The organism is Actinopolymorpha rutila (genome assembly GCF_013407855.1).
GTDB classification, from domain to species: Bacteria; Actinomycetota; Actinomycetes; order Propionibacteriales; family Actinopolymorphaceae; genus Actinopolymorpha; species Actinopolymorpha rutila.
Genome location: NZ_JACBZH010000001.1, coordinates 4670613 through 4693345, shown reverse-complemented (window position 1 = coordinate 4693345; position 22733 = coordinate 4670613). Strand labels below are relative to the sequence as shown.

Below are 22733 nucleotides of genomic sequence, written 5' to 3'. Positions count from 1 at the left end.
GGTGGGGAGTCAGGCGACCCGCGGAGCCTTGCTGCCGCGTACCCTCTCCACCTCGACCTGCTCGCCGTCGGCGAACGACGTGTCCACGAACAACGCCGTCCCGCAGATCACGCACGCCCAGTCGGGGCAGCCCTCACCGTGGCCCTCCTCGCACTGCGGCTGGACGAACAGCTCCAGCCGCCGGCAGGTCGGGCACTGGTAGGTCGTCTCGCGTGTCGCGTCGGTCATGGCCGGGCCTCCCCACGTCGGTGGAATCCGGGCGGAACTCACGTTCGCAGCAAGGGCCGTCGACGCCGAGTCGACACGCCGTACTGATCGCGAACCGACTCTGCGTGACGGGCGCGGGGCCACCGGGCCGCCGGGGCGGGGGCCGCGGTGCAGGCTCACCCTGCTTCGGGCGGCGCCCAGGTGAGGTCGATCCCGAGGCTTCGCAGCCAGGCGTCCACGTCGTGGCCGTGCCCGACGATCCCGGCGTACGCGGTGTAGCTCGCCTCCAGGGCGCGTTCGGCGTCGGCCGGTCCGAGCAGGCCGGCGCCCACCGCGGCGACGAACTCGTCGGAGTCGACCACCCGGGCGTCCACCCCGGTGCGGACCAGGATGTCGAGGTAGTGGTCGACGGTGCGCCACACCTGGCCCCGGACGGTCGTGGCCATGACGTCGACGTAGTGGTCCTCGGACCGGACCATGCCGGGGTGTGCCCGGAAGTCGCTGACCCGCAGGTGCAGCCCGGGCAGGATCCACGACTGCATCCAGCCGATGGTGGGGTGGCCGGTCAGCGGCCGGGAGAAGTACAGCCCGAAGTCGGTGACCCGCCAGGTGTCGAGGGCCCGCGGGATGCCGTCGCGGTCGACGTTGACCCCGGCCACCAGGTCGTAGGTCTCCAGGTGCGGCGGGTGGATCGACTCCGCCGGATCCGCGCCACCCGCCGTCCCGGATGTCGCCGTCTCGGACGTCCCTGACGTCTCGGACGTCTCCGACGTCACCGCTGGTTGGCCAGCCAGTCGCGGCCGAGATCCTCCATGCCGTCCAGGCCGGCCATCACCGCGGGCGCGGCGGCCTGCTCGATCTTCTTCCCGATGATCGGGACGGTCGCCTTCAGGTCGGCCTCCACGATCTGCTTGGTGGACGAACCGCCCGCGTCGGGCACCAGCCGGATCTTGCCGCGCATCGAGACCGGCGCGTTGGCGATGTCGACCTTCAGGTCGCCGGTGCGGGACCCGTCCGGGCTGGGGGGACCCCAGTCGATCACCTCGTCCAGCTCGATCCGCTCGCCGACGAACTTCCGGACGAAGTCGGGCACCTTCGCGGGCAGCTCCTGGTGGGTGGTCGTGCGGGCGCCGCCGCCGTCGCCGTCGCGTACGTCGATGTCGTAGCTCAGCGCGTGCGCCTTCTCCACCCGGTGCCGGATGAAGCTCTCGTTGGTCAGCATGGCGAACACGGTGTCCGGCGGAGCCGCGTAGCTGCATTCCCGATGAAGGTCCATGGTGAGATCCAACACGAAGATCGGTGCCAATGCCGACAACGAGGCACCACGAGCCACATAGAGGGCACGACGAGGGCACGACGAGGCACGTGGAGGGGCGACCGGAGCCCCCTTTGTCCGACCTGTACGCCCGCGATGCGCGGTCCGCCGGATTCATCCCGCCCCATGCCTCCTCGGCCGGAGCGGTCAGGGATTAGGGTCGGAGAGGCCCGTACGACGGAGTACGGCCCCGGCGCCTGCCGTGGCTCCGGTGGACAGATGGGCAAGGCGAGGTCATGACCGTCACCGGCAGCAAGTGGGACGACGCCAAGGACGCGATCCTGGCCGATGCCGCCAAGGTCGCCGAGCACAGTCGTTCGGCCGGGGCGCTGCCACCTGACCAGGTGGAGCGGCTGCTGGCCATCTACTACCGCCACGTCTCCGCCGAGGACCTGCTCCACCGCGACCCGGTGGACGTCTATGGCGCCGCCCGCAGCCACTACCGCCTGGCGCAGGAGCGCCCGCAGGGCACCGCCGCGGTCAACGTCTTCACCCCCACGGTCGAGGAGCACGGCTGGTCGTGCAGCCACACCGTGGTGGAGGTGGTCACCGACGACATGCCGTTCCTCGTCGACTCGGTGACGATGGAGCTGTCCCGGCGCAACCACGGCATCCACCTCGTCGTCCACCCGCAGGTCACCGTGCACCGGGAGATCACCGGCAAGCTGCTCGGCGTCGAGGGCGGCTACAACGGCACCCCGGCGACCGCGCCCGGCCGGCGCGAGCCCGACCTGGTGGCGGAGTCGTGGATCCACGTCGAGATCGACCGGGTGAGCGACCCCGACGACCTGGTGCAGATCGAGGCCGACCTGCGCCGGGTCCTCAACGACGTACGCGAGTCGGTGGAGGACTGGGAGAAGCTGCAGGCCCGCGCCCTGGAGGTGGTGGAGGACCTCGCCACCAACCCGCCGCCGCTGCCCGAGCAGGAGATCGCCGACACCCGGGAGCTGCTGACCTGGCTGGCCGACAACCACTTCACCTTCCTCGGCTACCGCGAGTACACCCTGCACGAGACACCGGACGGCGACTCCGTGATGCGTGCCGTCCCCGGCAAGGGGCTCGGCATCCTGCGCTCCGACCCGCGTTCGACCCGGTCGTTCCGGCAGATGCCGCCGGAGGTGCGCACCAAGGCCAAGGAGAAGCGGCTCCTCATCCTCACCAAGGCCAACTCCCGCTCCACGGTGCACCGGCCGGCCTACCTCGACTACATCGGCATCAAGACCTTCGACGAGTCCGGTGAGGTGGTGGGCGAACGCCGCTTCCTCGGGCTGTTCACCTCCGCGGTCTACACCCAGAGCGTGCGCCGCATCCCCGTCCTGCGGGCCCGGACGGCGGAGGTGCTCGAGCGCTCGGGCTTCTCCACCGACTCCCACTCCGGCAAGGTGCTGCTGGACATTCTGGAGACCTATCCGCGCGACGAGCTGTTCCAGGTGTCGGCGGAGGAACTCCTCCCGACCGTGATGGCCGTCCTGTACCTCCAGGAACGCCGCCGGCTGCGGTTGTTCGTACGCCGCGACGACTACGGCCGCTACGTCTCCTGCCTGGTCTACCTCCCGCGCGACCGGTTCTCCACCGACGTACGCCTGGAACTGCAGCGGCTCCTCCTTTCCGCCTACGGCGGGGAGACCATCGACTTCGCGCTGCGGCTGTCGGAGTCGGTGCTGGCCCGGCTGCACTTCGTGATCCGGATGCCGCGCGGCGCCGTGATCCCCGACCTCGACGTGGCCGAGGTGGAGGAGCAGCTGTCCCAGGCCACCCGCACCTGGTCCGACGACTTCGCCGACGCGCTCAACGACCAGGTGGGCGAGGCGGAGGCCGCGCGGCTGCTGCACCGCTACGACGAGGCGTTCCCGGTCGCCTACCGCGACGACTTCCCCGCCCGGACCGGCGTGGCCGACCTGCTCCGGCTGGAGGAGCTGCCCGCCGAGGGCGGCCTGGGCCTGTCGTTGTACGAGCCGGTCGACGCCGCGTCGAACGAACGCCGGTTCAAGATCTACCGCACGGGGCAGAGCCTGTCGCTGTCCGACGTACTGCCCCGGCTCACCCGGATGGGCGTGGAGGTCATCGACGAGCGCCCGTACGAGATCGAGACCGCCGACCACCGGCGGGCCTGGATCTACGACTTCGGGCTGGTCTACGACGCCGCGGTGGTCGGGGCGCCGGCCGCGGCGATCCGGGAGCTGTTCCAGGACGCGTTCGCCGCGGTGTGGTCCGGCCGGGCCGAGAGCGACGGGTTCAACGCGCTGGTGCTGCGGGCCGGGCTGGACTGGCGGCAGGCGAGCATCCTTCGTGCGTACGCGAAGTACATGCGCCAGTCGGGGTCGACGTTCAGCCAGAGCTACATCGAGGACGCCCTCACCGCCAACGTCGACCTGGCCTGCCTGCTGGTCAGCCTGTTCGAGGCGCGGTTCGACCCGCGCGCCGACCAGGACCCGAAGGCGCGCGACAAGCAGGCCACGGAGCTGGTCGAGCGGATCGAGTCGGGCCTGGACGACGTGGTGAGCCTGGACCACGACCGCATCCTGCGTTCCCTGCTCAACCTCGTCCGCACCACGCTGCGGACCAACTACTTCCAGCGTGACACCGACGGCGAGCCCAAGCCGTACATCTCGTTCAAGCTCGACCCGCGGTCCAACCCGGAGCTGCCCGAGCCGCGGCCGCAGTACGAGATCTGGGTCTACTCCCCGCGGGTTGAGGGCGTGCACCTGCGGTTCGGCCCGGTGGCCCGTGGTGGGCTGCGCTGGTCCGACCGTCGCGAGGACTTCCGTACCGAGGTGCTCGGCCTGGCCAAGGCGCAGATGGTGAAGAACACCGTGATCGTGCCGGTCGGCGCCAAGGGCGGGTTCTTCTGCAAGCAGCTACCCGACCCGGCCGACCGCGACGCCTGGATGGCCGAAGGGGTCGCGTCCTACCGCACGTTCATCAGCGGGCTGCTGGACATCACCGACAACCTCCGGCGGGGCGAGGTGATCCCGCCGGCCGACGTCGTACGCCACGACGGCGACGACGCCTACCTCGTGGTTGCCGCCGACAAGGGCACCGCGAGCTTCTCCGACATCGCCAACGACGTGGCGAAGTCCTACGGCTTCTGGCTCGGCGACGCGTTCGCCTCCGGCGGCTCCGACGGCTACGACCACAAGGCGATGGGCATCACCGCGCGCGGGGCGTGGGAGTCGGTCAAGCGGCACTTCCGCGAGCTGGGGCGGGACTGCCAGCACGAGGACTTCACCTGCGTGGGCGTCGGCGACATGTCCGGTGACGTCTTCGGCAACGGCATGCTGTGCTCGCGGCACACCCGCCTGGTCGCGGCCTTCGACCACCGGCACATCTTCCTCGACCCCGATCCCGACCCGGACACGTCCTACGACGAACGCCGGCGGCTGTTCGACCTGCCGAGGTCGAGCTGGGCCGACTACGACCGCGACCTGATCAGCACCGGGGGAGGGGTCTACCGCCGGACGGCGAAGTCGATCCCGCTCAGCCCGCAGGTCCGCGCCTCGCTCGGCATCGCCCGCAACGTCGACGCGCTCACCCCCAGCGAGCTGATCCGCGCCATCCTCACCGCGCCGGTCGACCTGCTGTGGAACGGCGGCATCGGCACCTACGTCAAGGCGTCCGCCGAGTCCCAGGCCGACGCCGGCGACAAGGCCAACGACGCGGTTCGAGTCAACGGCCGCCAGTTGCGTGCCGCCTGTGTGGGCGAGGGCGGCAACCTCGGCCTCACCCAGCTCGGCCGGATCGAGTACGCCCAGCAGGGCGGCAAGCTCACCACCGACTTCATCGACAACTCCGCGGGCGTGGACACCTCCGACCACGAGGTCAACATCAAGGTGCTGCTGGACCGGCTGGTGCAGGAGGGCGACCTGACCGGCAAGCAGCGCAACGAGATGCTGGCCGGGATGACCGACGAGGTCGCGCAGCTCGTCCTGGACGACAACTACCAGCAGAACGTCGCCCTGCAGAACGCCGCGGCCGGCTCCAAGGCGCTGATGCACGTGCACGCCGACTGGATCCGCCGGCTGGAGAAACTCGGGCTGATCGACCGGGAGCTGGAGTTCCTGCCCAACCCCAAGCAGTTCCGCGAACGCCAGGCGCAGGGCGGCGGGCTCACCGCGCCCGAGCTCGCCGTGCTCTTCGCGTACACCAAGGTCGTGCTGGCGAGTGAGCTGCTGGGCACCTCGCTGCCCGACGACCCGTACCTCAACGCCGAGCTGGTGGCCTACTTCCCCGAGCCGATGCGGAAACGCTTCCAGGCACAGATGGCCGAGCACCCGCTGCGCCGGGAGATCATCACCACGCAGGTGGTCAACCGGATGGTCAACATGGCCGGGATGACGTTCTATCCGCGGCTGTCCCTGGAGACCGGTGCGCCGGCGGAGGAGCTGGCGCGCGCCCACGTGGCCGCCAGGGCCATCTTCGGGGCGGACGAGATCTTCGCCGAGATCCAGCGGCTGGACAACCGGATCGAGTCCGGGATGCAGGTGCGCATGCGGCTGGAGGCGCGCACGATCGCCGAACGCGCCAGCCGGTGGTTCGTCCAGAACCGCCGGCCGCCGATGGACGTCGCGGCCACGATCGAGTTCTTCGCCGCGGGGATGCGCGAGCTTTCGGAGACGCTGCCGGACGTGCTGACCGGTCGCGAGCGGACGCTGTTCGAGGGCCGGCTGCACGGGTACGTCGAGGCGGGGGTGCCGGAGGAGCTGGCCACCCGGGTCGCCGCGCTGGCCCCGACGTACGCCGGACTGGGCATCGTGGAGACCGCCAAACGCACCGGCGTCGACCTGATGGACGTGGCCCGGGTGCACTTCATCCTGGGCGAACGCCTGGAGCTGGGCCGGCTGCTCGAACGCATCCTCGCCCTGCCCCGGCCGGACCGCTGGCAGACCACGGCCCGGGCGACGCTGCGCGACGACCTGCACAACGTCCACGCCCAGCTGACCCTGGACGCGTTGTCCGTGACGCCCGACGACGCCGAGCCGGAAGAGCGGGTGGCGGCCTGGGCAGAACGCGACCGGGCGCTGGTCACCCGCACCCGGTCGACCCTCGGCGAGATCGTGGAGGGCGACGTCGCCGACCTGGCCCGGCTGTCGGTCGGGCTCCGCGTCGTCCGCCGCCTGCTCCCGACCGCCAACTAGGCGCTGTCCGCCAACTAGGCGCTGTCCGCCAACTAGGCGCTGTCCGCCAACTGAGGCCGTCCGCCGACCGAGGCGGTCCGCCGACCGGGCACGCAGGGCTGCACAGTTGGCTCGGACGTTGTTCGCGGACCAGCCGGCGACCGCACGGTGACGGTTCGCAGTACGTCCGGAGGGCCTGTGGACAACCGTTCGCGGTCCCGTTCGGCACATGACACAATCCACGAGCGGCTTTGAGATCAAGACCGCTGACCGGGATGTAGACGTGCTAGTGGCGCGGGGTGCTGGGAAGACATGAGTGCGGTCGACATCATCGACTCCGAGGTGCGCGAGAAGGTCCGCAGGGAAGGGCTCGACCCCCTCAAGGAGCCGGGCGCCATTCGCCGCATCATCGACCAGGTCATCCTTCGCTACGACGAGCGCACACTGGTGGCCACGCTGCCTCCGCTGGGCGACCAGCGCGAGGTCGCGCGCGAGGTGTTCAACGCCATCGCCGGGTTCGGCCCGCTGCAGAAATACCTCGACGACCCCACCATCGAGGAGATCTGGATCAACCAGCCCTCGAAGGTGTTCATCGCCCGCAACGGCCGTTCCGAGCTCACCACCACGGTGCTCACCAGCGACGAGGTGCGCGACCTGGTCGAGCGGATGCTCAAGACCACCGGGCGCCGGATCGACTTCTCCACTCCGTTCGTCGACGCGATGCTGCCCGACGGCAGCCGGTTGCACGTGGTGATCCCCGACATCACCCGCACGCACTGGGCGGTCAACATCCGCAAGTTCGTGGTGCGGGCCACCCACCTGGAGGACCTGGTCGCGCTGGGCACACTCAGCACGCAGGGCGCGCACTTCCTGGAGGCCTGCGTCGTCGCCGGGCTCAACGTCCTGGTCGCGGGCGGCACCCAGGCCGGCAAGACCACGTTGCTCAACTGCCTCGGCGCGGCGGTGCCGCCACGGGAGCGGATCGTCAGCTGCGAGGAGGTCTTCGAGCTGAAGATCCCGCTGCCCGACTGGGTGCCGATGCAGACCCGGCAGTCCAACCTCGAGGGCACCGGCGAGATCCGGCTCCGCAACCTCGTCAAGGAAGCGTTGCGGATGCGGCCCAGCCGGATCATCGTCGGCGAGGTTCGCGCCGAAGAGTGCCTCGACCTGCTGATCGCGCTCAACTCCGGGCTGCCGGGCATGTGCACCATCCACGCCAACTCCGCCCGCGAGGCGATCACCAAGATGTGCACGCTTCCGCTGCTCGCGGGGGAGAACATCGGCTCCCGGTTCGTCGTTCCGACGGTGGCCGGCGCGGTGGACATCGTGGTGCACACCCAGCTGATCGAGAGCGGCCGGCGGCGCGTACGCGAGATCTGCGCGGTGCCGGGCCGGGTCGAGGGCGACGTCGTGGAGCTGGAGCCGATCTTCGTCCTGCGCGGCGACCGGCTGGTCCGCGCCGACGGCTACCCGCCGCACCCGGACCGCTTCGAACGCATCGGCTACGACCTGTCCCGCCTGCTGGCGCCCCGCTTCGAGGGAGTCGCCTGATGGGAATCCTCCTCGGCCTGATGCTGGGGCTCGGCCTGGTGCTGATCATCAGGTCGTTCCTCAAGCCGACGCCGAAGGCGACCACGAAGTCCGGGCCCTCGCTCCGCGAACGACTGGAGGACCTGCTCGCCCAGGCCGGGATCGAGGCGGTCACCCCGGGCCAACTGCTCGGCGCCTGCGTCGGCGTGGGGATCTTCGTCTTCCTGGTCATGTTCGTCATCTCCGGCGCGTTCCCGGTGGCGCTCGCGTTCGCCGCGTTCGCCGCCTACGCTCCGCTGGCGCTGGTGCGGTTCCGCGCCAGGTCCCGGCGGCAGGAGCTGCGCGAGCTGTGGCCCGACGTCGTGGACAACCTCGCCTCCAGCGTCCGGGCCGGCCTGTCGCTGGCGGAGGCGCTCACCCAGATCGGCATCCGCGGGCCGGAGGCGCTGCGCCGGCCGTTCCAGCGGTTCGCCGAGGACTACCGCGCCACTGGCCGCTTCAACGAATGCCTCGACCAGCTCAAGCGCAACCTCGCCGACCCGGTGGGCGACCGCATCGTGGAGTCGCTGCGGATCGCCCGCGAGGTGGGCGGCAGCGACCTGGGCCGGCTGCTGCGCACACTGTCGTCGTTCCTGCGCGAGGACGTCCGCACCCGGGCGGAGCTGGAGGCCCGGCAGTCCTGGACCGTCAACGGCGCCCGGCTCGCGGTCGCCGCGCCCTGGCTGGTGCTGGGCTTCATGTCGTTCCAGCGCGAGGTCATCTCCCGCTACAACACGCCTCTCGGCTTCTTCGTGCTGGTCGCGGGCGCCGTGCTGTGTGCCGTCGCCTACCGACTGATGCTGCGGATCGGCCGCCTGCCCGAAGAACAGCGGGTGCTGCGATGACGATCAGTTGGTACGGCCTGCTGCTCGGCCTCCTCGCCGGCCTCGGCCTGGTGCTGGCGATCTTCCGGATGCCGGTGCTGCGCCGGCCGAAGCTCGACGACCGGCTGGCGCCCTACATCCGGGACGCGGCCGGGCCCGCGGCGTACGACCTGTCCGACCGGGTCTTCACGCCGTTCCCCACCCTGGAACGCATCCTGCGGCCCTATTTCCGCAGCGGTGCCGGCATGCTCGAGCGGGTGCTCGGAGGCGGTGCGGTGATCCGCCGCCGGTTGCAGCAGGCCGGCCTGGACATGCGGGTGGAGGACTTCCGGGTGGAGCAGCTGATCTGGGGAGCCGGCGCGTTCGCCGCCGCTCTCGCGGTGTCGCTGCTGCTCCTGGTGAGCCGGGGGACCAACCCGATTCCGCTGCTGGTCCTGTGCATCGCGGCGTTCGTCATCGGTGTGCTGCTGCGCGACCGCCGCCTGGTCGACCAGGTGAAGCGGCGCGAGGTCCGGATGATGGCGGAGTTCCCGACCGTCGCCGACATGCTGGCGCTGTCGGTGACCGCGGGCGAGGGACCGGTGGCCGCGCTCGAACGCGTGGCGAACGTCAGCAAGGGCGAGCTGGCCCGGGAGTTCCGGTTCGCCCTGTCGGAGGCACGTACGGGCGCAACCCTGGTGCAGGCGCTGGAGAGCGTGGGCGACCGCACCAACGTCTCGATCCTGGCCCGCTTCGTCGACGGCATCGCCATCGCGGTCGAACGCGGCACCCCACTCGCCGACGTTCTGCGCGCGCAGGCGGCCGACGTACGCGAGGCGGGCAAACGGGAGCTGATCGAGGCCGGCGGTCGCAAGGAGATCGGGATGATGGTGCCGATCGTCTTCCTCGTCCTGCCCGTGACCGTACTGTTCGCATTTTTCCCGGGCGCCATCGGCCTACAGATGGTGTCCCCATGAGAGAGGACCGACAATGATCGCCGCCACGGAGCAGTTCACAGCAGCGCTCGTGCGCACGCACGCTCGCCTGCTGACCGGGGGTCGTGACCGCGGTGACATGGTGGGCTGGATCCTCATCACCGTCATGACCGCCGCCCTGATCGCGGTGCTGTGGGCGATTCTCGGCCCGCAGCTGCAGTCGATGCTGCAGGACGCGCTCAACAAGGCCCGGGGCTCCGTCCCCGGATGAGCACGCAGGAGGGCCGCCGACGTGGCCTCGGCCTCCGGCGGACCCTCGGCTCGGAGCGGGGAGCCGCACCGGTGGAGTTCGTGCTGGTGCTGATCGTGTTGTTGCCGTTGTTCCTCGGCGTGCTCCAGCTCGGTCTGTTCCTGCACGTACGCAACACCCTCACCGCCTGCGCGCACGACGGTGCCCGCCAGGCCGCCAACTACGACGGGACGCCGGCGGAGGGTGTGGCGGTGACCCGCGACTGCATCTCCGGTGCGCTGTCGGCCGGCATGGCGGGTGCGGTGACGCCGGGCACGGCCAGTGCCGGCGGCCAGGAGGTGGTGCAGATGCGGGTGCGGGCCAGGATGCCCGCCATGGGTCTGTGGGGCCCGACGTTCGGCTTCACGGTGGCCGGGCACGCGGTGAAGGAGCCGACGCCATGACCTGGCGGCCGCTCCGTGCCATCCGTGCCGTCGCCGCCGCTCCTGCTGCGCTTGCTCGCCGGCGGGCGCGCGGGGAGGGCGGGAACGCCATCGTGGAGTTCTGCATGATGGGGATCCTGTTCCTCGTCCCGCTGGTCTACGTCATGCTCGCGGTGTTCGACCTGCAGCGGGCGATGTACGGCGCGTCGGCCGCGGCCCGCGACGCCGGCCGTGCGTTCGTGCTGGCGCCCGACGTCGGCTCGGCGCAGGCCAGGGCCCGGCAGGCCGCGCAGATCGCCATGGCGGACCAGGGCCTGCAGCTCGGCTCCGGCTTCTCCTACCAGTGCGACGGCGGCTGTCTGCAGGCAGGTTCCGCGGTGACCGTCCGGATCAGCTACACCGTTCCGCTGCCGTTCGTACCCGACGCGATCGGCGGTCCGCTCGCGTCGATCCCGGTCAGCAGCACGCACCGCACGCCCTACGGCGACTACCGCGAGTCGAAAGGGTGAGGCCGGTGGCCCGACCACCGCGTAGGTCTCGTTCCCGACCGGACGAGCGTGGCTCGCTGATTCCGTTGATCATCGGGTTCGGGATCATCGTGATGCTGCTGTGCGCGGTCGTCTTCGACGCCGCCCAGGCATTCGTCTACCGCCGTGCCCTCAGTGGGATCGCCGACGGCGCCGCGCTGGCCGCGACCAACGGCATCGACAAGGCGGCGATCTACCGCGGCGGGGTGGAGGACCGGGTGGTGCTCAGCCGCCAACTGGCGCAGGAGGAGGTCGACAGGTATGTCGCCGAGGGTGGATACAGGACCGTCAACTGCGGCGTGACCGCGATGACGGCCGCGGAGGTCAGCGTCACCTGTGGCGGCACCGTGGTTCTGCCGATCACCAACTCCGTGTCCGGCGGCCAGGGCCGGGTCGACATCACCGTACGGGCCAACGCCGAGACCTTCGCCACACCTTAGGGTCCTGTCCTCCGCCCGGACATCGTGGTCCAAATCGGGTGGTCGATGCCCGAAACCGGCGCCGGTACCGGGCGCGTACGCTTGGGGATCGTGGCCGGACCCGACTTCGAAGCAGAACTCAAGGCACTCGACTCGACGCTGCGCAGCATCGAGGCGGTGCTCGACCTCGACCAGTTGCGCGGGGAGATCGCCGAGCTGAGCGAGCAGGCGTCCGCACCCAACCTGTGGGACGACCAGGCCAACGCCCAGCGGGTGACCAGCCGGCTCGCCGCCCGCCAGGCCGACCTGGACCGGGTGACCAGCCAGCGGCAGCGGCTGGACGACCTCGCCGTGCTGGTCGAGCTCGCCGACGCCGAGAACGACGCGGCCACCCGGGCGGAGGCGGACAAGGAGCTCACCGACCTGCGCCGGGCCGTCGACGCGCTGGAGGTCCGCACCCTCCTCTCCGGCGAGTACGACTCCCGCGAGGCCCTGGTCACCATCCGTTCCGGCGCGGGCGGAGTGGACGCCGCCGACTTCGCCGAGATGCTGATGCGGATGTACATCCGCTGGGCCGAGCGGCACAAGTACCCCAGCGAGGTCTACGACACCTCCTACGCCGAGGAGGCCGGCATCAAGTCGGCCACCTTCGCGGTGAAGGCTCCCTACGCCTACGGCACGCTCTCGGTCGAGCAGGGCACCCACCGGCTGGTCCGGATCTCGCCGTTCGACAACCAGGGCCGGCGGCAGACCTCCTTCGCCGGCGTCGAGGTCGTTCCGGTCCTCGAGCAGACCGACGAGATCGACATCCCCGAGGAAGAGATCCGCATCGACGTCTACCGCTCGTCGGGTCCGGGCGGTCAGAGCGTCAACACCACCGACTCCGCGGTGCGCATCACCCACCTGCCGACCGGGCTCGTCGTCTCCTGCCAGAACGAGAAGAGCCAGATCCAGAACCGCGCCACCGCGATGACGATCCTCAAGGCGAAGCTGCTCGCCCTGCGCAAGGCGGAGGAGCGGGCCAAGATCGACGAGATGCGCGGCAACGTCACCAGCTCGTGGGGCGACCAGATGCGCAACTACGTCCTGCACCCATACCAGATGGTGAAGGACCTGCGCACCGAGCAGGAGACCGGCAACCCGCAGGCCGTCTTCGACGGCGAGCTCGACGACTTCATCGAGGCCGGCATCCGCTGGCGCCGTACCAGCGGCGCGGCGGCCGCCACCGCCTGACCAGCGCTCTTCCGCGGGCAGCCGTCCCTGCGGGCCCTTGCCCTCGCCTGCCCAGCCACCGGGGCTGCTGCCTGACTGCCTGCCACTCCTGACGCTGCGCGCCCGGCGCCGAGCTCGTTGTGCACGTTCCTGGACCGCCTGAGGTACGCCGTCCCCGAATGGGCGCGGAGCGTGACATTTGCGGCTTGCTGGGGAGTCTGGCGATTGGGCAGGATTCGGGTCGTACACTCAACGACTGGCCGACCCAGACGACCGCGAGACCGACCGCCAGACCCATGCCCCCGATCCGTGCCGGAGCCCGAGCAAGGACCCCGGCCCCCCGACCCAGGTCAGGAAGCATGCAGTGATCCGCTTCGAAAACGTCAGCAAGATCTACGACGGACAGACCCGGCCCGCGCTCGCCGACCTCTCCCTGGAGGTGGACAAGGGCGAGTTCGTGTTCCTGGTGGGCACGTCGGGCTCGGGGAAGTCGACGTTCCTCCGGCTCGCCCTGCGCGAGCTGCGGCCCTCCCGGGGCCGGGTCTTCGTGGCCGGCAAGGAGCTCAACCGGCTCTCGTCGTGGAAGGTGCCGCGGCTGCGCCGCCAGATCGGCACCGTCTTCCAGGACTTCCGGCTGCTGCCCAACAAGACGATCTTCGACAACGTCGCGTTCGCGCTGCAGGTCATCGGTGGCTCGCGCTCCCAGATCGTCAAGGAGGTCCCGGTCGTCCTGGAGCTCGTCGGACTGGACGGCAAGGAGAACCGCATGCCGGACGAGTTGTCCGGCGGCGAGCAGCAGCGGGTCGCGATCGCCCGGGCGTTCGTCAACCGGCCGAAGATCCTGATCGCCGACGAGCCGACCGGAAACCTCGACCCGTCGACGTCGGTCGGCATCATGAAGCTGCTGGACCGGATCAACCGGACCGGCACCACGGTCATCATGGCCACCCACGACGCGTCGATCGTGGACCAGATGCGCAAGCGCGTCATCGAACTCGACGGCGGCAAGCTGGTCCGCGATCAGACCCGCGGCGTCTACGGCTACCAGACCTAGCCCGGCCCGCCCCGACGTCACGACCCCGACACGCTAGGACACCATGCAGATCAGGTACGCCTTCTCCGAACTCGGCACGGGCCTTCGCCGCAACGTCACCATGACCGTGGCCGTCGTCGTCACCGTCTGGATCTCGCTCGTCCTCTTCGGGATGGGGATGCTCATCCGCTCAGAGGTCGGCATGGTCAAGGGCTTCTGGTACGACAAGGTGGAGATCGCGGTCTTCCTCTGCAACGGCGTGTCGTCCTCGCCGCAGTGTGCCGACGGAACGGTCAGCGCCGGGCAGCGGTCGGAGATCAAGCAGGCACTCAGCTCCAGCCCCGAGGTCCGCAAGGTCTACCACGAGAGCCAGCAGCAGGCCTTCAAGCGCTACCAGGAGATCTACAAGGACTCCGCCACCTCCAAGGTGGTGCAGGTGAAGGACCTGCCGGAGTCGTTCCGGGTGAGCCTGAAGAACCCCCAGGAGTACCAGGGCGTGGTCTCGTCGGTGCAGGGCCTGCCCGGGGTGTTCAGCGTCCAGGACTCCCGCAAGCTGCTCGAACCCCTGTTCAAGGGACTGAACGGCCTGCAGTGGATCTCGATCGGGCTGGCCGGCGGGTTGCTGGTGGCGGCGGTGCTGCAGATCGGCAACACGATCCGGCTCACGGTCTTCAGTCGACGACGTGAGATAGGCATCATGCGGCTCGTCGGCGCGTCGAACCTCTACATCCAGTTGCCGTTCATCGTGGAGAGCGTCGTCGCGGCGCTGGTAGGCGCCGCGCTGGCCTGCGGAACGCTCGCGTTGACGCCCATGCTCACCACCCGCTTACGCACCGACATCCGGGCCATTCCCTGGATCGGGTGGGAGGAGACTCTTGCCACGATGCCGGTGTTGGTGGTGCTGGGTGCACTTTTGGCCATCGTCGCCTCGTTCGTGACACTGAGGAAATACCTCACGGTGTGATGGGTATCTCCTACTCTCGGTAAGACCTCCGAGAGAGAGGGGACCTCCGTGTCCCGTCTGACCCCTTCGGTGCGCCGGAGCGCGGCGTACGTCGCCCTCGCGGTGGCATGCCTGGTGGCGCTTCTCGCGTCCACCGCGGCGCTGGGTCCCGGCCTGCAGCGGGCGCAGGCCGGGCCCGACGACGACAAACGCCGGGTCGACCGCCGGCTGGACGACGCCAAGGGCGACCTGGACGAGTCCTCGGCCGGCCTGCGTTCGGCGACGCTCGCCCTGGCGCAGGCACAGGCCCGGCTGCGGACGGCGCAGACCCGGCTGGCGACGGTTCGGGGACAGCTCGCCGCCGCCAAGGCGAAGGACGCGGCACTTGCCGCCGACCTGGGCCAGGCGCGCGCGGCGGTTGCCCGGAGCAGGTCGGAGCTGGGCCGTACCGAGGCGGGCGTGCGTGCCCAGCGGAACAAGATCGGGGCGTTCGCGGCCGCGGCGTACCAGCAGCCGGGCGTGAGCGAGCTCACCGCGGTGGTCACCAGCGAGACCACCGGTGAGCTGCTCGACCGCGCGCAGCTGGTCAGCAGCGTGTCCGACTCCCAGCAGGGTGCCCTGAACCGGCTGAACGCCGCCCGGGCCCAGCTGGCCGCCAAGCGGAATGTGCTGGCCTCCGCCGAGCGCGTGGTCTCGCGGAAGCGGGACGCGGCCGCGGCCAACCTCGCCCGGGTGAGTGAGCTTGAGCACCAGGCCGCCTCGACCGCCGCGTCGATCGGGAGCCTGGTCGCCGAGCGCAAGTCCGCCCGGGCCGCGGCCGAGCGCGCCAAGGCCGACGACCTGCGCCGCTACCAGCAGCTTGTCGCCGAGCGAAACCGCGTCCGGGGGATGCTGGAGGAGCTGGCCCGCCAGGAGGCCCGCCAGGAGGCCAGGCAGGAACGCCGGCGCCAGGAGCTCCAACGGCAGCAGCTTCAGCGTCGCGAACGTCAGCGCGAGCGCCACGACAGCGGCGGGTCCCGCGGCGGCGACCACGGTGGCGGCGGCTCCCGCGGGGGTTCCGGCGGCGGTGGCGGGAACGGCGGCAGCACGCTGTCCCGGCCGGTGCAGGCCTCGATCACCTCGCCGTACGGCATGCGGTTCCACCCGATCCTGCACCGGTGGAAGCTGCACGACGGCACCGACTTCGGCGCGGCGTGCGGCACTCCCATCCACGCGGCGGCCGGCGGCCGGGTGATCGCCCGCTACTACAACGGCGCCTACGGCAACCGCGTGCTGGTCTCGCACGGGCGGATACGGGGGGCTTCCATCGTCACCGCGTACAACCACATGTCGAGGTACGCCGTGCACGTCGGCGAGCGGGTCAGCCGGGGCGAGGTCGTCGGCTACGTCGGCACCACGGGCTACTCCACCGGCTGCCACCTGCACTTCATGGTCTATCGGAACGGATCCACGACGAATCCCATGAAGTGGTTGTAACCGGACCCGGTCCCCAGCGGAAACGCGGTTGCACCGGTCCGGGAAGATAGAGGGATGGCAAAGGAGCGCGGGCGCCGGGTGATCGCGCAGAATCGCAAGGCTCGGCACGATTACCACATCGACGACACGTTCGAGGCGGGTCTGGTCCTCACCGGTACGGAGGTGAAGGCCCTCCGCGCCGGCCGCGCTTCGCTGGTGGACGGCTACGCCGTCGTGATGAACGACGAGGTGTGGCTGCAGGGGGTGCACATCCCGGAGTACTCCCAGGGCACCTGGACCAACCACGCGCCCCGGCGCACGCGCAAGCTGCTCCTGCACCGCAAGGAGATCGCCGAGATCGGCGCAGCCACCCGGGAGAGCGGCATCACGATCGTCCCGCTGGCGCTGTACTTCAAGGACGGCAAGGCGAAGATCGAGATCGGCCTGGGCCGAGGCAAGCGGGAGTACGACAAGCGGCAGACCCTCGCCAAGCGGGAGGCCGACCGCGACGCCGCCCGGCAGCTGGCCGAACACAACCGCAGCCACGGCTGAGCAGCCCAACGGGCACCACCCCGGCGGCCGCCCGCTCGCCGCGGCCGGCCTGGCCAGCCGCTGTCAGCGGGTGAGGATCAGCAGCTTCCCCGTGGTCCGGCGCCCCTGCAGGTCCTCGTGCGCCTGGCCGGCCTCGGCCAGCGAGTAGCGTCCGCCGATCCGTACGTCCAGCTGTCCGGCGCCGATCCAGCCGAACAGCTCCTCGGTGCGGTCGACGAGCTCGGCGCGGTCCCGGGTGTAGTACGCCAGACTCGGCCTGGTCAGGAACAACCCGCCCTTGGCGTTCAGCGTCTGCGGGTCGAACGCCGGCACCGGCCCGCTGGCCGCGCCGTACAACACCATCAGCCCGCGCACCCGCAGCGCGTCCAGGCCGCGGTCGAACGTCGCCTTGCCCACCCCGTCGTACACCACGGGGAAGCCCTCGCCGTCGGTCAGCTCACGGGCCCGGCCGGCGAAGTCGTCGTACGACGTGACCTCGTCCGCGCCGGCACCGCGGGCGAGGTCGGCCTTCTCCGGCGTGGAGGTGGTGGCGAGGACGCGTCCACCCCGCAGCTTGACGATCTGGGTGAGCAGCAGCCCGACCCCGCCCGCGGCGGCGTGCACGAGCGTCCAGTCGTCCTTGCCGACCGGGTAGGTGGAGGTGGCGAGGTAGTGCGCCGTCATCCCCTGCAGCATCGTCGCGGCGGCCACCTCGTCCGAGACGGCGTCCGGGACCGGGACGACCTCGGCCACCGGGACGCACACCTGCTCGGCGTAGGAGCCGGGCGCCTCCTTCCAGGCCACCCGGTCGCCCACCGCCACCTCCGTCACGCCTGGACCGAGCCGGGCGACCGTGCCGGCGCCCTCGCTGCCGGCCACGAACGGCGTGGACATCGGGTACGCGCCGGAGCGCCGGTAGGTGTCGATGAAGTTGACGCCGGCAGCGGCGACGTCGACCAGCACCTCGCCCGGCCCGGGCTCGGGGGTCGGGAGGTCGACCACCTCGAGAACTTCCGGTCCGCCGGTTCGGGTCACCTGCACAGCTCGCACCCGGAACACCCCTTCCTGGTCGTCGCCCGGTCGTTCAGGCCTCGAGTTCCAACCTATGGGTGGGGTGGGAATCCGCAAACCGCACACCTGATGAGTACGCCGACGCGGCCGGTTTGGGCCCACGTACTCAGGCGGCCCGGCCCGGCGCGGGTGCAGGGTGGTTCCTACAAGGCTTCCGACGAAGACGGAGGACGCCGATGCGGGATGTGGTCCTGGCGGCGATGATGTGCGGCGGCGCCGTCCTCTGCGTGCCGTCCCTTCGGACGGCGCTGGCGGACGCCGTCCGCACCGGCAGGTGGTCGCCCGGAAACAACCAGGAGTGGCTGCACGTCGTCGCGGTGCCCGTCGCCTGTGGCACCGCCGCCACCCTCGTGCTCTGGGCGCTGCGGACGGACCGCCCCGTGCTCGCCCCGCTCGTGGCGGGCACGGCCGTGCTGGTCGTGCACGTCGCTCTGGCCCGTACGTTCTTCCTCCTCGCCGATGCGCTCGGCCTGACGCCGACCTTCGCGCTGGCCGTCCTCGCCGCCCTCGTCGGCGGCTGGGCCGGCTGGGCGGGTGCTCCGGGACGTCCGTGGCCGACCCGCGTCGCCGGTCTGATGGTGCTGGCAGGGCTGGGCGTGGTGGCGGTGGTCGAGCACGTGCTCGCCGAGCGCCTGGACGTGGCGGTGAAGCGGCAGGAGATCCGCGCCACCGGGCTGCGCCCGCTGCTGGTGGACGACCCGTCCTGGCGGCTGGACTACGTCTACGTGGCACCCGACGGCCGGTCGATCAGCGTGGGGTACGACAACTCGGCCGCGGACAACTCCCTGTCGGTCGAGTTGACGCCGCTCGACCACGCGCCCGAGCGCGACCTCGTACCCGCCCAGTCGGAGCGGCAACTCGTCCTCGCCGGAGCGGTCCGGCCCGCGCTGCGGCGGCTCGGCGGGCGCTCCTCGCCTCGCTACCTCACCCGGGTGGGCAGCCAGTGGGTACGCCTGGAGTTCGACCACGGCGAGGTCGGTGAGGAGGAGGCGGCGCGCCTGGTGGCCGGGATGCGGGCCGTCGACCCCGGCGAACTCGCCGACCGGGACGCAGGGGCGGCGACCTGGTGGCGGGCCGTTCGTGGTGCGCCGGCCGAATCCGAGCCCGCCTGCCGGTGGTTGCCCGGACATCGGCGGCGCGGACGGGTCATCGGCTGACCGGACCGGCAGTTGATGGCAGGATCGCGGCGTGACCGCCGACGCCACGACAGGCTCGCCCCTGCTGCGGGCCGCCCACCAACTCGCCGCCGACCTGCTCGCCCCGAACGCCGCCGACGTGGACACCACCACGGTGCCGCGCTCGCACCTGGACGCGCTGGGGCGGGCGGGCCTGCTCGGCCTGGCCGCACCGGTCGCCGACGGCGGAAGCGCGGCTCCACCACGGCTGCAGCGCCGGATCCAGGAGGTGCTGGCCGGCGCCGACGCGGCGACCTGGTTCGTCGGCGCCCAGCACCACGGCCCCGTCCGGCTGCTCGCCGACAGCGACGCGCCGGCCCGGGCCGAGCTGCTGCCCCGGCTGGCCCGCGGCGAACTCGTGGCGGGCACGGCGTTCGCACACCTGCGCCGCTGGCCGGACCGGCCGGTGGAGGCCGAACGCGTCGCCGGCGGCTGGCGGTTCGGCGGTGTCGCGCCGTGGTACACCGGCTGGGAGCTGAACGACGTCTTCTCCCTCGGCGGCGCGACCGCGGACCGCGAGGTGGTGTTCGGCATCGTGCCCGCACGGCCGCGGGACGGGCTGGTCGCCTCCGAGCCGCTGCGGCTGGCGGCGATGACCGCGACGCGTACGGTGCGACTGCGGTTCGACGGGCTCTTCGTACCCGACTCCCACATCGTGGCGCGGGTCCCGGTCGACCGCTGGCTGCACACCGACCGGCGCAACACCGTGATGCCCAACCCGGCCGCGTTCGGGCTGGTCGCGACCGCCGTCCGCCGGCTGCACGAGGTCGCCGAGCAGACCGGTCTCACCCCGGCCGGGCAGGCCGCCGACCGGTTCGCCGAACGACTGGAACGGCTGCGCGAACACACCGACCGGCTCTTCGACGACGTACCCCCCGACGACCAGCACGACGTCCGGCTGGCCACCAGGGCGCGGGTCGGCACGTTGCTGGTGGACGCGACCACGGCGCTGGTCGTCGCCGGCGGCGGCAGGTCGATGACGCTGACCGACCCGGCCCAGCGGCTGGCCCGGGAGGCGGCGTTCCTGCTGGTGCAGGCGCAGACCCGACCGGCGAGGGAGGAACAGCTCCGGCACTGGGCCGAGGACCGAAGCGACGGCCGAACCGACGACGGAAGCGATGTCCTGGCCGACCTCCGGGCCGGCGATCCGGGCACGGCATCCACTGGCGCCGCCGATGTCGGTGGATCACTCTAGGGTGGCCGTCCACCCGCGAGAACGGAGAGGACATGCGGCTGAGCAGGTCCCTGCCCGGGAACGATCCGGTCACCCCGCCGATGTTCGGCGGCTGGTTGCGGCACCTGCGCCCGCGCTCGCGCGAGAACGTCATCGACCGCACGAAGGCCCTCGCCGGCGCGTTCCAGCTGATCGGCTGGCAGAACAGCCTGCGGGCGGTGCGCTACGCCGCCCGGCGCACCTGGCTCGACCGGCGGCTGGAGCATCCGTCGCGCACTCCGCCACGCGTGCCGGGCCGGCTGACCGCCGCGGAGCCGGTCGCCGGGGGAGCGCGGTTCACGTTCGCGCCGACCGGCGGGTCCTCGACCGGTGACTCCTCGACCGGCCTCAGCCTGGAGGTGCGGTTCCTCGCCGCCGGTGGCGTCTTCGTCGGCTGGGACGGTGCCGGGCCCACGCCGTCCTACGCGCTGGCCGACTTCGAGTCCGAGCAGGCTCCCACTCCGGCCGACGGCACCACGCTCGCCCGGGCCGGTGACGACTGGACGGTCGGCACCGGCGAGCTGAGCGTCACCGTCCATCCCTTCGGCGGCCTGACGTTCCGGTCCGGCGGCGACGGGCACGCTCCGCCGCTGCGCCAGGACCTGCCGCCCCGCTGGGACGGCGCGGCCTGGACCCACCGCAGCACGCTGGACAGCGACGCCGCGGTGCTCGGGCTCGGCGGCCGCAGCGCACCGCTCGACCGGCGTGGTGGCACCTACCGGCTGTGGAACTCCGACCCCGGCGGCACCTACACCCTGGGCGACGACCCGTTGTCGTTGTCGATCCCGGTCTACCTCGTGGTCGCCGACGCCGGCACGCACCTCGCGTTCCACGACACCAGCTTCGACGGCACCGTCGAGGTCGGCGAGCAGGTCGTCACCCGCCTGGCCGACGGCCCGCTGCGCTACTACGTCTTCCCGGGCACCCCGGCGCGGGCGCTCGACGCCTACACCGCGCTCACCGGGCGCCCGGCGTTGCCGCCGCGCTGGGCGCTCGGCTACCACCAGAGCCGCTGGGGGTACGGCAGCGAGTCCGCGGTCCGCCGGATCGTCGGCCAGTTCGCCGAGCGCGACCTGCCGCTGTCGGTGATCTGGCTGGACATCGACCATCTGGTCGACAACCGCCCGTTCAACGTCGATCCGCAGCGTTACCCCGACCTCGCCACCCTCACCGCTGACCTGGCCGAGCGCGGCATCCACCTGGTGGCCATCGCCGACCCCGGCGTCGTCACCGACCGGCGCGACCCCGTGTTCGCCGGCGGGCTCGCGGCCGACGCGTTCTGCCGGGACGAACACGGCGGACTGGCGACCGGAGTGGTGTGGCCGGGCACCACGGTCTTTCCCGACTTCACCGCCTCGAGGACCCGCGAGTGGTGGAGCCGGCTCTACCAGACCTACGTCAGCGCCGGCGTCGCCGGCTTCTGGCACGACATGAACGAGCCGTCGTCGTTCGCCGCGTGGGGCGACGGGACGCTTCCGCTGACCACCCGGCACGACCTCGACGGCCGCGGCGGCGACCACCGCGAGGCGCACAACGTCTATGCCCTGCTGCTCAACCACGCGGGATTCGACGGCGTCCGGCGGCTGCGGTCGGGCCGGCGCCCTTACCTCCTGTCGCGGTCGGGGTTCGCGGGCCTGCAGCGTTACGCCGGCACCTGGTCCGGCGACATCGGCACCGCGTGGGAGGGCCTGCGGATCAGTCTCAGCTTCACTCTCGGGCTGGGCTGTTCGGGAATGCCGTACTCCGGCCCCGACATCGGCGGCTTCGACGCGCACCCGTCGGCGGAGCTGTACGTCCGCTGGTTCCAGCTCGCCTCGTATCTCCCGTTCTTCCGGGTGCACTGCGCCGCGTCCCTGCCGCACCGGGAGCCGTGGGCGTTCGGGCCGGAGGTCCTCGGGCAGGTGCGGCCGGCGCTGGCCGAGCGGTACGCCCTGCTGCCGTACTGGTACACCCTGGCCTGGGCCGCGCACCGCACCGGCACGCCCTACGCCCGGCCGATGTTCTGGGCCGATCCGGCCGACGCCGCGCTGCGCTGGGAGGACGACCAGTTCCTGCTGGGCGACGCCCTGCTGGTGGCACCGGTGCTGGCCGAGGGCGTTCGCGAGCGGACCGTTCGGCTGCCCGCCGGGCGGTGGTACGACCGGCGCACCGGCGCCGCCCACGACGGACCCGGGCACGTGACCGTGCCGGCGCCGCTGGACTCGACGCCGGTGCTCGTCCGGGCGGGGACGGTGCTTCCGGTGGAGCGGGCGGGCTCGATCGTGCTGGAGGTCTACCCGCCCGGCCCGGACGACGTCGGCCGGCCTGGCGCGACGGATGCGGGCGAAGGGCTCGGCCCGGGCGGGATGCTGGTCACCGACGCCGGCGACGGGTTCGACGAGCCGGTGGAGGAGCGCTTCACGATCGGCCGCGACGACGACGGCAGGCTCGAGGTGCGCTACTCCGGGCCGGGCGGTTCGCTGCCGTACGACGTGGACTGGCGGGTGGCACCCGACCGGCGATGATCGCCGACCGGTCCTCCAGCACGAGAGCCGGAGGA

The 22733-nt window shown here is 71.4% G+C and carries 20 protein-coding genes; 16 read left to right on the top strand and 4 right to left on the bottom strand.

Translation table 11 applies throughout. The features are described 5' to 3' along the window. Positions 1–9: 9 nt before the first annotated feature. The 3 genes from F4554_RS20950 to F4554_RS20940 form a co-directional block, all read right to left on the bottom strand. Positions 10–228, bottom strand: a complete 219-nt coding sequence (locus F4554_RS20950; RefSeq protein WP_179789145.1) for a hypothetical protein — start codon at positions 226–228, stop codon at positions 10–12. A gap of 155 nt (positions 229–383) precedes the next feature. Beyond that, complete coding sequence (locus tag F4554_RS33730) at positions 384–983, bottom strand: DUF402 domain-containing protein (RefSeq protein ID WP_179789144.1); 600 nt, start codon at positions 981–983, stop codon at positions 384–386. After that, entirely contained in the window at positions 980–1483 is a 504-nt protein-coding gene (locus F4554_RS20940) for a DUF2505 domain-containing protein (protein ID WP_179789143.1), read from the bottom strand. Before F4554_RS20940 ends, F4554_RS33730 begins: the two co-directional genes overlap by 4 nt. Positions 1484–1758: 275 nt before the next feature. On the opposite strand from F4554_RS20940, the gene F4554_RS20935 reads away from it, so the two are divergent. The 13 genes from F4554_RS20935 to smpB all read left to right on the top strand — a co-directional run bounded on the left by F4554_RS20935 (position 1759) and on the right by smpB (position 16756). After that, positions 1759–6657: an NAD-glutamate dehydrogenase gene (locus F4554_RS20935; RefSeq protein ID WP_179789142.1), complete on the top strand. Its 4899-nt coding sequence runs from the start codon at positions 1759–1761 to the stop codon at positions 6655–6657. 291 nt (positions 6658–6948) lie between these two features. Continuing rightward, positions 6949–8187, top strand: a complete 1239-nt coding sequence (locus F4554_RS20930) for a TadA family conjugal transfer-associated ATPase (RefSeq protein WP_179789141.1) — start codon at positions 6949–6951, stop codon at positions 8185–8187. Then, positions 8187–9050: a type II secretion system F family protein gene (locus F4554_RS20925; protein ID WP_179789140.1), complete on the top strand. Its 864-nt coding sequence runs from the start codon at positions 8187–8189 to the stop codon at positions 9048–9050. Before F4554_RS20930 ends, F4554_RS20925 begins: the two co-directional genes overlap by 1 nt. Beyond that, on the top strand, positions 9047–9985 hold the full coding sequence (locus F4554_RS20920) for a type II secretion system F family protein (protein ID WP_179789139.1): 939 nt from the start codon (positions 9047–9049) through the stop codon (positions 9983–9985). The genes F4554_RS20925 and F4554_RS20920 overlap by 4 nt, the downstream gene beginning before the upstream one ends. Before the next feature lie 13 nt (positions 9986–9998). Beyond that, complete coding sequence (locus tag F4554_RS20915; protein ID WP_179789138.1) at positions 9999–10214, top strand: hypothetical protein; 216 nt, start codon at positions 9999–10001, stop codon at positions 10212–10214. Beyond that, positions 10211–10636, top strand: a complete 426-nt coding sequence (locus F4554_RS20910; RefSeq protein WP_179789137.1) for a TadE/TadG family type IV pilus assembly protein — start codon at positions 10211–10213, stop codon at positions 10634–10636. Before F4554_RS20915 ends, F4554_RS20910 begins: the two co-directional genes overlap by 4 nt. Continuing rightward, positions 10633–11124, top strand: coding sequence for a hypothetical protein (locus F4554_RS20905; protein ID WP_179789136.1), 492 nt, complete (start codon positions 10633–10635; stop codon positions 11122–11124). Before F4554_RS20910 ends, F4554_RS20905 begins: the two co-directional genes overlap by 4 nt. Before the next feature lie 5 nt (positions 11125–11129). Beyond that, positions 11130–11582: a pilus assembly protein TadG-related protein gene (locus tag F4554_RS20900; protein ID WP_179789135.1), complete on the top strand. Its 453-nt coding sequence runs from the start codon at positions 11130–11132 to the stop codon at positions 11580–11582. Positions 11583–11672: 90 nt separating this feature from the next. Then, positions 11673–12794, top strand: coding sequence for a peptide chain release factor 2 (gene prfB / locus F4554_RS20895; protein WP_179789134.1), 1122 nt, complete (start codon positions 11673–11675; stop codon positions 12792–12794). A gap of 343 nt (positions 12795–13137) precedes the next feature. Further along, positions 13138–13827, top strand: coding sequence for a cell division ATP-binding protein FtsE (gene ftsE / locus F4554_RS20890; RefSeq protein WP_179789133.1), 690 nt, complete (start codon positions 13138–13140; stop codon positions 13825–13827). Between the two features lie 43 nt (positions 13828–13870). Next, a complete protein-coding gene (gene ftsX, locus F4554_RS20885; protein ID WP_179789132.1) occupies positions 13871–14770 on the top strand; it encodes a permease-like cell division protein FtsX in 900 nt (299 codons plus the stop codon). A gap of 48 nt (positions 14771–14818) precedes the next feature. Continuing rightward, the gene (locus tag F4554_RS20880; protein ID WP_179789131.1) at positions 14819–16225 is read left to right on the top strand and encodes a peptidoglycan DD-metalloendopeptidase family protein; all 1407 of its coding nucleotides are present in this window, start codon (positions 14819–14821) and stop codon (positions 16223–16225) included. A 54-nt stretch (positions 16226–16279) separates the two neighbouring features. Beyond that, on the top strand, positions 16280–16756 hold the full coding sequence (gene smpB / locus F4554_RS20875) for an SsrA-binding protein SmpB (RefSeq protein ID WP_179789130.1): 477 nt from the start codon (positions 16280–16282) through the stop codon (positions 16754–16756). A 63-nt stretch (positions 16757–16819) separates the two neighbouring features. Here smpB and F4554_RS20870 read toward each other — a convergent pair whose 3' ends face one another. Further along, on the bottom strand, positions 16820–17785 hold the full coding sequence (locus F4554_RS20870) for a zinc-binding dehydrogenase (RefSeq protein WP_179789129.1): 966 nt from the start codon (positions 17783–17785) through the stop codon (positions 16820–16822). Positions 17786–17982: 197 nt separating this feature from the next. On the opposite strand from F4554_RS20870, the gene F4554_RS20865 reads away from it, so the two are divergent. Genes F4554_RS20865 through F4554_RS20855 form a run of 3 tightly spaced genes read left to right on the top strand, consistent with a single transcriptional unit; the run spans position 17983 to position 22698 of the window. Then, positions 17983–18963, top strand: a complete 981-nt coding sequence (locus F4554_RS20865; protein ID WP_179789128.1) for a hypothetical protein — start codon at positions 17983–17985, stop codon at positions 18961–18963. Between the two features lie 31 nt (positions 18964–18994). After that, a complete protein-coding gene (locus F4554_RS20860) occupies positions 18995–20176 on the top strand; it encodes an acyl-CoA dehydrogenase family protein (protein WP_179789127.1) in 1182 nt (393 codons plus the stop codon). A 32-nt stretch (positions 20177–20208) separates the two neighbouring features. Next, entirely contained in the window at positions 20209–22698 is a 2490-nt protein-coding gene (locus F4554_RS20855; protein ID WP_179789126.1) for a glycoside hydrolase family 31 protein, read from the top strand. The last annotated feature ends 35 nt before the right edge of the window (positions 22699–22733 follow it).

What these genes read in the sequence shown, in the direction of transcription:
- F4554_RS20940 (WP_179789143.1), bottom strand. Translation starts at nt 1,483, where the DNA reads ATGGACCTTCATCGGGAATGCAGCTACGCGGCTCCGCCGGACACCGTG.
- F4554_RS20910 (WP_179789137.1), top strand. Translation starts at nt 10,211, where the DNA reads ATGAGCACGCAGGAGGGCCGCCGACGTGGCCTCGGCCTCCGGCGGACC.
- ftsX (WP_179789132.1), top strand. Translation starts at nt 13,871, where the DNA reads ATGCAGATCAGGTACGCCTTCTCCGAACTCGGCACGGGCCTTCGCCGC.
- F4554_RS20915 (WP_179789138.1), top strand. Translation starts at nt 9,999, where the DNA reads ATGATCGCCGCCACGGAGCAGTTCACAGCAGCGCTCGTGCGCACGCAC.
- smpB (WP_179789130.1), top strand. Translation starts at nt 16,280, where the DNA reads ATGGCAAAGGAGCGCGGGCGCCGGGTGATCGCGCAGAATCGCAAGGCT.
- F4554_RS20925 (WP_179789140.1), top strand. Translation starts at nt 8,187, where the DNA reads ATGGGAATCCTCCTCGGCCTGATGCTGGGGCTCGGCCTGGTGCTGATC.
- F4554_RS20935 (WP_179789142.1), top strand. Translation starts at nt 1,759, where the DNA reads ATGACCGTCACCGGCAGCAAGTGGGACGACGCCAAGGACGCGATCCTG.
- F4554_RS20865 (WP_179789128.1), top strand. Translation starts at nt 17,983, where the DNA reads ATGCGGGATGTGGTCCTGGCGGCGATGATGTGCGGCGGCGCCGTCCTC.
- F4554_RS20920 (WP_179789139.1), top strand. Translation starts at nt 9,047, where the DNA reads ATGACGATCAGTTGGTACGGCCTGCTGCTCGGCCTCCTCGCCGGCCTC.
- F4554_RS20950 (WP_179789145.1), bottom strand. Translation starts at nt 228, where the DNA reads ATGACCGACGCGACACGCGAGACGACCTACCAGTGCCCGACCTGCCGG.
- F4554_RS20855 (WP_179789126.1), top strand. Translation starts at nt 20,209, where the DNA reads ATGCGGCTGAGCAGGTCCCTGCCCGGGAACGATCCGGTCACCCCGCCG.
- F4554_RS20930 (WP_179789141.1), top strand. Translation starts at nt 6,949, where the DNA reads ATGAGTGCGGTCGACATCATCGACTCCGAGGTGCGCGAGAAGGTCCGC.
- F4554_RS20905 (WP_179789136.1), top strand. Translation starts at nt 10,633, where the DNA reads ATGACCTGGCGGCCGCTCCGTGCCATCCGTGCCGTCGCCGCCGCTCCT.